The 12,247-nt window shown below is 71.4% G+C and carries 9 protein-coding genes; 5 read left to right on the top strand and 4 right to left on the bottom strand.

What is annotated here, in order from left to right:
• The first annotated feature begins 18 nt into the window (after positions 1 to 18).
• The gene (gene kynU / locus HWX08_RS14510; protein ID WP_425128464.1) at positions 19 to 1,272 is read left to right on the top strand and encodes a kynureninase; all 1,254 of its coding nucleotides are present in this window, start codon (positions 19 to 21) and stop codon (positions 1,270 to 1,272) included.
• Between the two features lie 79 nt (positions 1,273 to 1,351).
• Positions 1,352 to 2,284, top strand: a complete 933-nt coding sequence (gene kynA, locus HWX08_RS14505) for a tryptophan 2,3-dioxygenase (RefSeq protein ID WP_069257436.1) — start codon at positions 1,352 to 1,354, stop codon at positions 2,282 to 2,284.
• 31 nt (positions 2,285 to 2,315) lie between these two features.
• Here kynA and HWX08_RS14500 read toward each other — a convergent pair whose 3' ends face one another.
• The 4 genes from HWX08_RS14500 to mdlC form a co-directional block, all read right to left on the bottom strand.
• Positions 2,316 to 3,830 carry an MFS transporter gene (locus HWX08_RS14500; RefSeq protein WP_404822514.1) on the bottom strand — a complete coding sequence of 505 codons (1,515 nt, stop codon included), beginning with the start codon at positions 3,828 to 3,830 and terminating at the stop codon, positions 2,316 to 2,318.
• A gap of 151 nt (positions 3,831 to 3,981) precedes the next feature.
• A complete protein-coding gene (locus HWX08_RS14495; RefSeq protein ID WP_174920619.1) occupies positions 3,982 to 4,914 on the bottom strand; it encodes a ketopantoate reductase family protein in 933 nt (310 codons plus the stop codon).
• A gap of 14 nt (positions 4,915 to 4,928) precedes the next feature.
• Complete coding sequence (locus HWX08_RS14490; RefSeq protein WP_174920620.1) at positions 4,929 to 6,380, bottom strand: aldehyde dehydrogenase; 1,452 nt, start codon at positions 6,378 to 6,380, stop codon at positions 4,929 to 4,931.
• A 29-nt stretch (positions 6,381 to 6,409) separates the two neighbouring features.
• The gene (gene mdlC / locus HWX08_RS14485) at positions 6,410 to 8,017 is read right to left on the bottom strand and encodes a benzoylformate decarboxylase (protein WP_174920621.1); all 1,608 of its coding nucleotides are present in this window, start codon (positions 8,015 to 8,017) and stop codon (positions 6,410 to 6,412) included.
• A 99-nt stretch (positions 8,018 to 8,116) separates the two neighbouring features.
• Here mdlC and HWX08_RS14480 point away from each other — a divergent pair, with 99 nt between their 5' ends.
• The 3 genes from HWX08_RS14480 to xylB all read left to right on the top strand — a co-directional run bounded on the left by HWX08_RS14480 (position 8,117) and on the right by xylB (position 12,200).
• On the top strand, positions 8,117 to 9,028 hold the full coding sequence (locus HWX08_RS14480) for a LysR family transcriptional regulator (protein WP_174920622.1): 912 nt from the start codon (positions 8,117 to 8,119) through the stop codon (positions 9,026 to 9,028).
• A 212-nt stretch (positions 9,029 to 9,240) separates the two neighbouring features.
• Positions 9,241 to 10,635, top strand: a complete 1,395-nt coding sequence (dalD, locus tag HWX08_RS14475) for a D-arabinitol 4-dehydrogenase (RefSeq protein WP_174920623.1) — start codon at positions 9,241 to 9,243, stop codon at positions 10,633 to 10,635.
• A gap of 83 nt (positions 10,636 to 10,718) precedes the next feature.
• Complete coding sequence (gene xylB / locus HWX08_RS14470; RefSeq protein WP_069257442.1) at positions 10,719 to 12,200, top strand: xylulokinase; 1,482 nt, start codon at positions 10,719 to 10,721, stop codon at positions 12,198 to 12,200.
• Positions 12,201 to 12,247 lie beyond the last annotated feature (47 nt).

The raw sequence follows: 12,247 nt of genomic DNA, 5'->3' as shown, positions 1-12,247 counted from the left end.
GACCGACGACCCAACATCATGATCAAGACCCGTGAAGACGCGCTCGCGCTAGACCGCGACGACCCGCTCGCCCCGCTGCGCAACCAGTTCTCGCTGCCCGACGGCGTGATCTACCTCGACGGCAACTCGCTCGGCGCGCAGCCGCGCGCATCGGCCGCCCGCGCGCAGCAGGTGATCGGCGCCGAATGGGGCAACGGCCTGATCCGCAGCTGGAACACGGCCGGCTGGTTCGCGCTGCCGCGCCGTCTCGGCGACAAGCTCGCGACGCTGATCGGCGGCGCCCCCGGCGAAACGGTCGTGACCGACACCATCTCGATCAACCTGTTCAAGCTGCTGTCGGCGATGGTGCGCCACCAGGCCGGGCGCGCGCCCGAGCGCCGCGTGATCGTGTCGGAACGCTCGAACTTCCCGACCGACCTGTACATCGCGCAGGGGCTGATCGAACAGCTCGGCGGCGACTACGAACTGCGGCTGATCGACGACCCAGCGGACCTACCCGGCGCGCTGGGCGCGGACACGGCCGTCGCGATGATCACGCACGTGAACTACCGCACCGGCTACATGCACGACATGGCGGCCGTCACGCAGCTCGTGCACGACGCGGGCGCGCTGATGCTGTGGGATCTCGCGCACTCGGCCGGCGCGGTGCCGGTCGACCTGAACGGCGCGCGCGCGGACGGCGCGGTCGGCTGCACGTACAAGTACCTGAACGGCGGCCCCGGTTCGCCGGCCTTCGTGTGGGTGCCGCAGCGTCATCACGCGCAGTTCTCGCAGCCGCTGTCCGGCTGGTGGGGCCACCGCGCACCGTTCGCGATGGAGCCGGGCTTCGCGCCCGACCCCGGCATCGCGCGCTTCCTGTGCGGCACGCAGCCGATCGTGTCGATGTCGATGGTCGAATGCGGGCTCGACGCGTTCCTGCAGACCGACATGCACGCGATCCGCCGCAAGTCGCTCGCGCTGACCGACGCGTTCGTCGCGCTCGTCGAAGCGCGCTGCGCGGGCCAGTCGCTGAAGCTCGTCACGCCGCGCGCGCATCACCAGCGCGGTTCGCAGGCGAGCTTCGAACATCCGCACGGCTACGAGGTGATGCAGGCGCTGATCGCGCGCGGCGTGATCGGCGACTACCGCGAGCCGTACGTGCTGCGCTTCGGCTTCACGCCGCTCTACACGCGCTTCGTCGACGTGTGGGATGCCGTCGAGACGCTGCGCGACATCCTCGCCACCGACGCGTGGAAGGCGCCCGAGTTCGCCGAACGCGGCGCGGTGACCTGATCCGCTTCGCGCGGCGCCTGCAGCGCGCGCGCCGCGCCCCCGTCATTCCAATCTGGAGAGCATCGTGAATTCTGGTCATATGCAGCCACCCGGCGGCGACGCGCCGGCGGGCTGCCCGTTCTCGGGCGCACGCGCCGCACAGCCGGCGCAAGCGGCACACGCGACGCACGAAGCGACGCACGTGCCCGGCGACGCCGGCTGGCACGACGCGCAGCTCGATTTCTCGAAGTCGATGAGCTACGGCGACTACCTGTCGCTGAATTCGATCCTCGACGCGCAGCATCCGCTGTCGCCCGATCACAACGAGATGCTGTTCATCATCCAGCATCAGACGAGCGAGCTGTGGATGAAGCTCGCGCTGTTCGAGCTGCGCGGCGCACTCGACGCAGTGCGCACCGACGCGCTGCCGAGCGCGTTCAAGATGCTCGCGCGCGTGTCGCGGATCCTCGAACAGCTGGTGCAGGCGTGGAACGTGCTGTCGACGATGACGCCGTCCGAGTATTCGGCGATGCGCCCGTATCTCGGCCAGTCGTCGGGCTTCCAGTCGTACCAGTATCGCCAGCTCGAATTCCTGCTCGGCAACAAGAACGTGCAGATGCTGCAGCCGCATGCGCACCGCCCCGACATTCTCGAACAGGTGCGCGCGACGCTCGAGGCGCCGTCGTTCTACGACGAAGTCGTGCGCCTGCTCGCGCGGCGCGGCTTTGCGATCGCGCCGGAGCGGCTCGAACGCGACTGGACGCAGCCGATGCGGCACGACGAGACGGTCGAGGCCGCGTGGCTCGAGGTGTACCGTCACCCGCAGCAGCACTGGGAGCTGTACGAGATGGCCGAGGAACTCGTCGATCTCGAGGACGCGTTCCGCCAGTGGCGCTTCCGTCACGTGACGACGGTCGAGCGCATCATCGGCTTCAAGCAGGGCACCGGCGGCACCAGCGGCGCGCCGTACCTTCGCAAGATGCTCGACGTCGTGCTGTTCCCCGAACTCTGGCACGTGCGCACCACGCTGTAACGCGCGCCGCGCCCCCGGCGCCCGCCCGCCGTCACGACGACGTGCGGGCCAGTTCCTCCCCTTCGCGCGGCTGCACGGCCGCGCGCGACAGTCGCGGGATATGCCGTCGCACGACGAGCAGCGCGACGCAGACGATCCCCATCGCCGCCGCCAGCATCGTCAGGTAGGCCGTGGCGCCGCCCGCGGTGATCACGAGCGCGCCCGCGAACGCGCTGAGGATCGCGCCGAGCCGGCCGAACGCGAGCGCGCTTGCGGTGCCCGTCGCGCGCACGGCGGTCGGATAGATGTACGCACAGAGCGCATACATCGTCGATTGCACCGCGTTCACGAACAGCCCGTGCAGGCCGAGTCCGACGATCAGCCAGCCCGTATGGCGGCCGGCATCGACACCCATCAGCCACACCGCGCTCGCCGCGCCGCCGATGCTGCACAGCGCGAGCGGCCAGCGCGACCCCGCGTGCGCGATCGCCCACGCGCACAGCAGTGCGCCGATCACGCCGCCGAGGTTGTACGCGGTGAGCCCCGAGCCCGCGACCGACACGCTCAACCCGCTCGCCGCGAGCATCGTCGGCAGCCAGCTGAACGCCGCATATACGGCGAGCAGGCACATGAAGAACGCGCACCACAGCGCGATCGTGTCGCGCGCGTGGCCGCTCGCGAACAGCGCGCCGAAGCCGCCGCGGCCGCCGGCCGCGCGGGCGTCCGTCATGTCGGTGAAGGCGGTGCCCGGCGCGACGGGCCGCCCCATGCGCGCGAGCAGCGCGCCGAGTTCCGGCCAGCGCGCGGGGCGACGCGCGAGATAGCGCGGCGATTCGGGCAGCGCGCGCACCAGCACGAAGCCGAGCACGAGCGGCAACGCGCCGCCCGCGAAGAACAGCCCGCGCCAGCCGTAGCGCGGCAGCACCTCGTGCGCGAACAGGCCGGCCAGCATCCCGCCGAGCGGCACGCAGACGATCGTCGCGGTCACCATCATCGTGCGGCGCCGCGCGGGCGTGTATTCGGCCGTCATCGTCGTGGCCGTCGGCAATGCGCCGCCGATCCCGAGCCCCGCGCAGAAGCGCAGCAGCGCGATCGCGGTGACGTCGGGTGCGAAGCCGATCGCGCAGGTCGCGATGCCGAACAGGAACACGCTGCCGATCACGGCGTGGCGGCGGCCGAAGCGGTCCGCGACGATCCCCGCGCACGCGCTGCCGATGCCCATCCCGATCAGCCCGGCCGCCACCGCCGGCGCGAACGCGCCGCGCGTGATGCCCCATTCGCGGATCAGCACCGGAATCGCGAAGCCGATCAACTGGCCGTCGAAGCCGTCGAGCACGATCGCGAGCGCGGCGAGCAGCACCACGCAGCGCTGCATCGTCGTGAACGGCCCGTCGTCGAGCGTCGCGCCGATGTCGACCGGCGGCGGCTGCAATCCGTCGCGCGTACTCATGCCCCCTCCCGTGCGCCGCACGCCGGCGGCAACGTGCGCGAACGGCGCGCGGCAAGACAACGGCATTCGATGGTTTTCATGGTGTCTCCGGTGGTCCGGGCTGGCGCGCTCGCGCATGCCCCGATCTCGTACTGCGCAGTCGGCCGGCGTCGACGCAACGGCGCCGGCTCCGGTGTCTCGTCCAACCTGTTTCGATCCAGTGCGCCGTCGCCTGCGCGCGACGCGCCCGTCCCGTCGTGCCGCGCACGCCGCGCCGCCGGCCCGATGCTCAGTCGAGCCGCGCGTCGATCAGCCGGACGAGCGCGAGCAGCGTCTCGGCATGCGGCACCGCGACGCCCGCTTCGCGCGCGGCCGCGACGACCTTGCCGTTGATCGCGTCGATTTCCGTGCGGCGGCCCGCGAGCACGTCCTGCAGCATCGACGGGCGATGGCCGCGATGCTCGCAAATCGCGTGCTCGACGTTGCGCGCGATCCTTTCGCCGTCGACCGCGATGCCCTTCGCGCGCGCGACGGCGGCCACCTCGGCCGCGATAGCGAGCGCGAGCCGCGGCCCGTCGTGATGGTTGCCGAGCTGGTCGACCGTACAGCCGGTCGCCGCGCACAGCGTGTTGAGCGCCGCGTTGAACGCGACCTTCTCCCAGATCGCGGCCCACACGTCGGCATCGAGCGTGCACGCGAGCCCCGCATGCGACAACGTATCGGCCACCGTCGCCGCAAACGGCCGCGCCGCGCCGTCAGCCGTCATCATGCGGATCGTGCCGGCGCCGTGCGAGCGCACGTGCGCGGGCCCCGCGGCGTCGGCCGGCCACGTCGTCACGCCGACCAGGATGCGTTCGAGCGGCACGAACGCATTCAGCGCCTCGACGTTGCCGAGCCCGTTCTGCAGCGTCAGTACGTGCGTGTCCGGCGTCAGCAGCGCGCGCACGCCGTCGAGCGCGGCACGCGTATGCAGCGATTTCGTGAAAACGATCAGCAGGTCGAACGATGTGCCTGCCTCCGCCTGCGCGGCTTCCGGCCGCACGGCCCGCAGCGTACGAACGCGCCGCTCGCCGCGAGCGTCGTCGATGCGCAACCCGTCGCGACGGATCGCATCGAGATGCGCGTCGTTCACGTCGATCAGCGTGACGGCTTCGCCGCTTTCGGCGAGCCGCCCGCCGAACAGCGAGCCCATCGCACCCGCGCCCAGAATCGCGATTCTCATCGTCGGCGCCCTCGTCAGAACGGATAGTGGCGCGGCGCGGTCTGCACAGTGATCCAGCGCAGGTCCGTGAACGCGGCGATGCCGGCCTTGCCGCCGAAGTGGCCGAAACCGCTGTCCTTCACGCCGCCGAACGGCATCTGCGCCTCGTCGTGCACGGTCGGGCCGTTCACGTGGCAGATGCCCGATTCGATGCGTGCGGCGACGCGCATCGCGCGCGCGACATCGCGGCTGAACACGGCCGACGACAGCCCGAACGCGTTGTCGTTCGCGCAGCGGATCGCGGCGTCCTCGCCGTCGACGCGCACGATGCCCTTCACCGGGCCGAACGACTCCTCCGCATAGAGGCGCATCGCCGGCGTGACACGGTCGAGCAGCGTGGCCGGATACAGCGTGTTGTCGGCCTTGCCGCCGCACACGAGCGTTGCGCCGTGCGCGAGCGCATCGTCGATCAGCGCGTTGCAGCGCTCGACGGCCTTCATGTCGATCAGCGAACCGAGCACGACGGGCCCGTTGCGAGGATCGCCGAGCGGCAGCGACGCGGCCTTGTCGGCGAGCTTCGCGACGAACGCATCGGCGACGCTCGAATCGACCACGATGCGCTCGGTCGACATGCAGATCTGCCCGGAATTCGCGAACGCGCCGAACGCGGCCGCCGCGACCGCCGCGTCGAGATCGGCATCGTCGAGCACGACGAACGGCGCCTTGCCGCCGAGTTCCAGCACCGACGGCTTCAGGTGGCGCGCGCACGCTTCGGCGACGATCCGGCCGACACGCGTCGAGCCCGTGAAATTCACGCGGCGCACGGCCGGATGCGCGATCAACGCATCGACGATGGCGCCCGCATCCTCGGGCGCGTTCGTCACGAAGTTCACGACGCCCGGCGGCAAGCCGGCTTCCTGAAGCGCCTCGACGATCAGCCCGTGCGTGACGGGGCACAGCTCCGAGCCCTTCAGCACGACCGTATTGCCGCACGCGAGCGGCAGCGCGAGCGCGCGCGTCGCGAGGATCACCGGCGCATTCCACGGCGCGATGCCGAGCACGACGCCGGCCGGCTGGCGCACGCCCATCGCGAGCGAACCGGGCACGTCGGACGGAATCAGCTCGCCGCCGACCTGCGTGGTCAGCGACGCGGCCTCGACGAGCCCGCTCGCGGCGAGCTGCACGTTGAAGCCGGCCCACAGTGCGGATGCGCCCGTCTCGGCCGCCATCGCCGCGACGAACTGCGCGTGCTTCGCTTCGAGTGCGGCGGCCGCTTTCAGCAGCAGCGCGCGGCGCGCGCCGGGGCCGAGCGCGGCCCAGTCGGGAAACGCACGGGCGGCTGCGTCGGCCGCCGCGCGCGCATCGTCGACGGTGGCCGCCGGCGCTTCGGACGCGATTTCGCCGTCGAGCGGGTTGCGGCGCACGAAGGTCGCGCCGCTGGACGAATGACGGCGTTCGCCGCCGATCAGCATCGATACGGTTTGCATGAACTCTCCGGAAAGACGCGCACCGCGCGTCAGGCAATCTCGACTTCGACCACGACCGGCGTCGCCGCACGCAGCGCGTCGGTCAGCGTCTCGCGGAGTTGCGCGGCCGCGCTCACGCGCACGCCTCGGCAGCCCATGCCCTGCGCGAGCGCGACGAAATCCAGGTTCGGCAGATCGGTGCCCTGCACGGGGTCGCCGGGGCCGAAGCCGAACACCGGCGCGAAATCCTGCAGCGCCGCGTAACGCCGATTGTTCAGGATCACGAACGTGATCGGCAACTTCAGCTGCGCGGCACTCCACAGCGCCTGGATCGAATACAGGCTCGAGCCGTCGCCGATCAGCCCGATCACGCGCCGCCCCGGCCGCGCGAGCGCGACCCCGACGGCGGCCGGCATCCCGTAGCCGAGCCCGCCGCTGTCCATCGTGTAGAACGTGCCGCTGTGCGTGAACGGCAGATGCGCCTGCATCACCGGCCGCGCGCTCGGCGCTTCCTCGACGACGATGTCGCGTGCGTCGCGCACGTCGGCGAGCGTCTGCAGCGCGAACGCGACCGACATGCGCTCGCCGTCGGCCGGCGGTTCGACGCGCACGTGCGGCGGCCGCGGCGCGGGCATCGGCCGCTCGGGCGGTGCCGGGCGTTCGAGCAGGTCGCGGGCGGCAAGCCGCAGGTTGCCGACGACCGCATCGCCCGACGGCGTCCACGCGGCGATGCCCGGATCGTCGACGAGCTGCACGAGCGTCGCACCCGGCGGCACGTGCGGGCCGAAGCCCTCGATGTGATAGGTGAACGCGGGCGCCCCGAGCGCGAACACGAGGTCGTGCCCGTCGAGCCGCGCGACGATCTTCTCGCGAATCGCGGGCAGGAAGCCGGCGAACAGCGGATGGTCCTCGGGAAAGCTGCAGCGCCCCGACATCGGCGCGACGTACACGCGTGCACGATGCCGCTCGGCGAGCCGCACGACCTCGTCCCACGCACCGGCGCGATCGACGGCCGCGCCGACCACGAAGGCGGGACGCCGCGCGGCGTCGAGCGCGTCGCCGAGCCGCGCGAGCGCGTCCGGGTCGGGCCGCACGACGCTGCTGACGGCGCGGCGCGGCAGCAGTTCGGCCGGCTGGTCCCAGTCGTCGACCGGGATCGACACGAACACGGGGCCGCGCGGCTCCTGCATCGCGATGCGGTACGCGCGCGCGATCGCGGCCGGCACGTCCTGCGCGCGCGCCGGCTCGATGCTCCATTTCACGTACGGCTTCGGCAGCTCGGCGGCCTGCGTCGCACCGAGGAACGGGTCGAACGGCAGGATCGCCCGCGCCTGCTGGCCCGCGGTGACGATCAGCGGCGTGCGGTTCTTGAACGCGGTGAAGAGATTGCCCATCGCGTTGCCGACGCCCGCCGCCGAATGCAGGTTGACGACCGCCGCATTGCCGGTGGCCTGCGCATGGCCGTCGGCCATCCCGACCACGACGGCTTCATGCAGGCCGAGCACGTAGCGGAAATCGTCCGGGAAATCGCGGAACATCGGCAGCTCGGTCGAACCGGGATTGCCGAACACGCGGTCGATGCCGAACTGGCGGAGCAGATCGACGACCGCATCGCGAACGGTGATCGATGCGGCGGAAAGGGGCGGATGGCCGGACATGCTCGGGGGTCTCCTAGATCGCTTGGCGGTTTCCACAGTATCGAAGCGCAAGCCATTCTCGGATACTGTATTTTCTGCAAAAAGCCATACCGCTCCGACATGACTTTCGATCTCCGACAATTGCGCGCCTTCACGACGATCGTTGCGTGCGGCAGCCTCGGCCGCGCGGCCGACGCGCTGCATGTCACGCAGCCCGCGCTGAGCCGGATCCTGAAGCGGCTCGAAGACCAGGTCGGCGCGCCGCTGTTCGAGCGCCACTCGAAGGGCATGCAGCTGACCGCGTTCGGCGACGCGTTGCTGCCGCATGCGACGCTGCTGCAGCACGAGGCCGAGCATGCGCGCGAGGAGCTCGACGCGATGCGCGGCTTCGCGAAGGGCACGATCAAGGTCGGCACGGTGGGCAGCATTGCGAGCCTCGTGCTGCCGGTCGCGGTGGGTCGCGTGCTCGACCGCTGGCCGAACCTGCGCGTCGAGATCCTCGAAGGCGTGTGGGACCGGCTCGCGGAAGGGCTGAACAAGCACGAGATCGATCTCGCGCTGTCCGCGCACGGGCCCGACACCGACGAGATCGTCGCGATTCCCGAATGCCGCTGGGAGGATCGCAGCCACATCGTTGCGGCGCCGCAGCATCCGCTGCGCGCGCTCGGCCGCGCGCCGACGCTCGCCGATACGCTGCACGCGCGCTGGGCGATTCCGCCGCGCGGCACCGCGCCGTTCGACCACATGCGCGCGACCTTCGACGCGCAAGGGCTTCCGCTGCCCGACATCGCGGTCGAAACACGCTCGGTGACGACGCTGAAAAGCCTCGTCGCGCATGCCGGCTTCCTGAGCTGGATGGCCGAGCCGATGTACGGCGCCGAGCAGCGCGCCGGCACGATCGACACGCTGCCGGTGCGCGAAGTCGTCGCGGTGCGCACGCTCACCGCGTTCCGGCGCCGCCACGGCATCCTGCCGGGGCCGGCCGGCAAGCTGCTCGACGAACTCGTCGCGTTGACGCGCGAAGGACGCTGACCGCGCGTCGACCACCGGCCGCCCGTTCGTTCGCCCGCCCTCCCTCCCGCCCGCTCCCTTCCCGCCCGCACGCACGCACGCACGCCGCAGCGCACCATCGAAAGGCCGTTTTCCCGCCTTGACTTTCGCGCGCCCGAATACGATCATTCGCTCACACAAAGAGCAAATGATCGTATTCGACAGAACAGTCTGGCACGAACAGGAGACACCGGATGAGCGCTTCGCCCTCCGCCCGCACGCCCGTGCTGCTGCACATCGGCGCGGGCTCGTTTCACCGCGCGCACCAGGCGTGGTATCTGCATCGCGTGAACGCGGCCGTGCCGGCCGACGAGCGCTGGTCGCTCGCCGTCGGCAACATCCGCGACGACATGCGCGCGACGATGGACGCGCTCGCCGCGCAGCACGGCGCCTACACGCTCGAAACCGTCACGCCGCAAGGCGAACGCGCATACGAGACGATCCGCGCGATCACGCGCGTGCTGCCGTGGTCGATCGACCTCGCGGCGCTGATCGACGCCGGCGCCGATCCGGCCTGCCGGATCGTGTCGTTTACCGTCACCGAAGGCGGCTACTACCTCGACGAACACAACCGGCTCGACATCGCGAACGCCGATCTCGCCGCCGACCTGCAGGGCGCGCGCACGACGCTGTACGGCGCGCTCGCGGCGCTGCTCGCCGAACGCGTGCGGCGCGGCGCGGGCCCGCTCACGCTGCAAAGCTGCGACAACCTGCGCAACAACGGCGCGCGCTTTCGCGCGGGCATGCGCGAATTCCTCGAACGGCGCGGGCAGGCAGACCTGCTCGCGTGGTTCGATGCGCACGTCGCGACGCCGAGCGCGATGGTCGACCGCATCACGCCGCGCCCGACCGCCGACGTGCGCGAGCGCGTGCTCGCGGCGACCGGCTTCGACGATGCATGCCCGGTGATGGGCGAATCGTTCATCCAGTGGGTGATCGAGGACCGTTTCGCGGCCGGCCGGCCGCGCTGGGAGCTGGCCGGCGCCGAACTGGTGGACGACGTGCACCCGTACGAGGAAGCGAAGATCCGCATCCTCAACGCGACGCACAGCTGCATCGCGTGGGCCGGCACGCTCGCGGGCCACACGTACATCCACGAAGGCACGCACGACGCGGCGATCCGCCGCTTCGCGCACGACTACGTGACACAGGACGTGATCCCGTGCCTCACGCCGAGCCCGCTCGATCTCGCGCGCTACCGCGACGTCGTGCTCGAACGCTTCGGCAACCCGTACGTGCTCGACACGAACCAGCGCGTCGCGGCCGACGGCTTCTCGAAGATTCCCGGCTTCATCGCGCCGACGCTCGTCGAATCGTTCGCACGCGGCGCGGCGCCGGTCGCGACCGCGGTGCTGCCCGCGCTGTTCCTGCGCTTTCTCGAACGCTGGGCGCGCGGCGCGTTGCCGTACGCGTACCAGGACGGCGTGATGGACGACGGCGCCGCGCGCGCGATCGTCGCCGCCGACGATCCGGTCGTCGCGCTGTGCGCGAGCCGCGCGCTGTGGGGCTCGCTCGCCGGCAACGCGGCGCTCGTCGACGCGCTACGCGCCGGGCTCGCGCGCGTCGATGCGTGGCTCGCGGCGCACTGACGCGCATCCGGGCGAACCTGCCTTGGCACGTGTGCGGCCGCGCGGCTAAAGTAGCGACTCCCCACTGACGGAACGGATCGCTCATGTACCTCGGCATCGACCTCGGCACCTCGGAAGTGAAGGTGCTGCTGCTCGCCCCGGACGGCACGGTCGTCGGCACGGCCGGCTCGCCGTTCACCGTGTCGCGGCCGCATCCGCGCTGGGCCGAACAGCATCCGGACGACTGGTGGCAAGGCACGCTCGCCGCGCTCGCGGCGCTGCGCGAACGGCACCGCGACGCGTTCGCGGCCGTGCGCGGTATCGGCCTCTCGGGCCAGATGCACGGCGCGGTGCTGCTCGGCCGCGACGATCGCGTGCTGCGCCCCGCGATCCTGTGGAACGACATGCGCAGCGCCGACGAATGCGCGCTGCTCACCGAACGCGCGCCCGATCTCCACGCACTGGCGGGCAACCTCGCGATGCCCGGCTTCACCGCGCCGAAACTGCTGTGGGTCGCGAAGCACGAGCCGGAAGTCTTCGCCGCAACCGCGTGCGTGCTGATGCCGAAGGACTACCTGCGGTTCCGGCTGACCGGCGCGAAAGTATCCGATCCGTCCGACGCGGCCGGCACGCTGTGGCTCGACGTCGCGCGCCGCGACTGGTCCGACGCGCTGCTCGCCGCGTGCGGGATGACGCGCGACCAGATGCCGCGCATCGTCGAAGGCAACGCGCCGTCCGGCACGCTGCGCGCGGACATCGCGCGCCAGCTCGGGCTGTCGGAGGCCGTCGTGGTGGCCGGCGGCGGCGGCGACAACGCGACGAGCGCGCTCGGCATCGGCGCGACCCATGCGGGCGACGGCTTCGTGTCGCTGGGCACGTCCGGCGTGCTCAGCGTGGTCGGCGACCGCTTCATGCCGAATCCCGCGTCGGCCGTGCACGCGTTCTGCCACGCGATTCCCGATCGCTGGCAACTGATGAGCGTCGTGCTGTCGGCCGCGAGCTGCCTGCGCTGGGTCTGCAAGCTGACCGGCACCGACGAACCCGCGCTGCTCGCCGAAGTCGAGGCGCTCGACGCCGACGCGCTCGCGACCGCGCCGCTGTTCCTGCCCTACCTGTCCGGCGAACGCACGCCGCACAACGATCCGTATGCGCAAGGGGCGTTCTTCGGAATGACGCACGCGACCGAACGCGCGCATCTCGGCTACGCGGTGCTCGAAGGCGTGACGCTCGGCCTCGCCGACGGTCTCGACGCGCTGCATGCGGCCGGCGTCGAAACCGACCAGTTGTCGCTGATCGGCGGCGGCGCACGCAGCGCGTACTGGGCGCAACTGATCGCCGATGCGCTGAACGTGCGCACGCGCCAGCACGGCGGCGGCGAAACGGGCGCGGCGCTCGGCGCGGCGCGGCTCGGCTGGCTGGCCGTCGGCGGCGATCCGCATGCGGTGCTGACGAAGCCGCCGGTGCGCGCCGAATACGCGCCGGATGCCGGCCGCCACGCGCGGCTGCGCGAACGCCTCGACGCGTACCGCGCGCTGTACCGCCACGTGCGGCCGCTGTACGAACCGTCGCGCGCGCGGCTCGCGTAGGCGCCGCCCGCCGCGCGCACCGGCGCCTGGCCGCGCGCGCGACATGC

The organism is Burkholderia metallica, assembly GCF_902832845.1.
GTDB classification, from domain to species: Bacteria; Pseudomonadota; Gammaproteobacteria; order Burkholderiales; family Burkholderiaceae; genus Burkholderia; species Burkholderia metallica.
The sequence above is the reverse complement of the archived record's forward strand: the minus strand, read 5'-3'. Positions and strand labels throughout refer to the sequence as shown.

Excerpts from the sequence above, each read along its gene's own strand:
- dalD (WP_174920623.1), top strand. The coding sequence starts at position 9,241 with ATGAGCGCTTCGCCCTCCGCCCGCACGCCCGTGCTGCTGCACATCGGC.
- xylB (WP_069257442.1), top strand. The coding sequence starts at position 10,719 with ATGTACCTCGGCATCGACCTCGGCACCTCGGAAGTGAAGGTGCTGCTG.
- kynA (WP_069257436.1), top strand. The coding sequence starts at position 1,352 with ATGCAGCCACCCGGCGGCGACGCGCCGGCGGGCTGCCCGTTCTCGGGC.
- HWX08_RS14480 (WP_174920622.1), top strand. The coding sequence starts at position 8,117 with ATGACTTTCGATCTCCGACAATTGCGCGCCTTCACGACGATCGTTGCG.
- mdlC (WP_174920621.1), bottom strand. The coding sequence starts at position 8,017 with ATGTCCGGCCATCCGCCCCTTTCCGCCGCATCGATCACCGTTCGCGAT.
- HWX08_RS14500 (WP_404822514.1), bottom strand. The coding sequence starts at position 3,830 with ATGCGCGAGCGCGCCAGCCCGGACCACCGGAGACACCATGAAAACCAT.
- kynU (WP_425128464.1), top strand. The coding sequence starts at position 19 with ATGATCAAGACCCGTGAAGACGCGCTCGCGCTAGACCGCGACGACCCG.
- HWX08_RS14490 (WP_174920620.1), bottom strand. The coding sequence starts at position 6,380 with ATGCAAACCGTATCGATGCTGATCGGCGGCGAACGCCGTCATTCGTCC.
- HWX08_RS14495 (WP_174920619.1), bottom strand. The coding sequence starts at position 4,914 with ATGAGAATCGCGATTCTGGGCGCGGGTGCGATGGGCTCGCTGTTCGGC.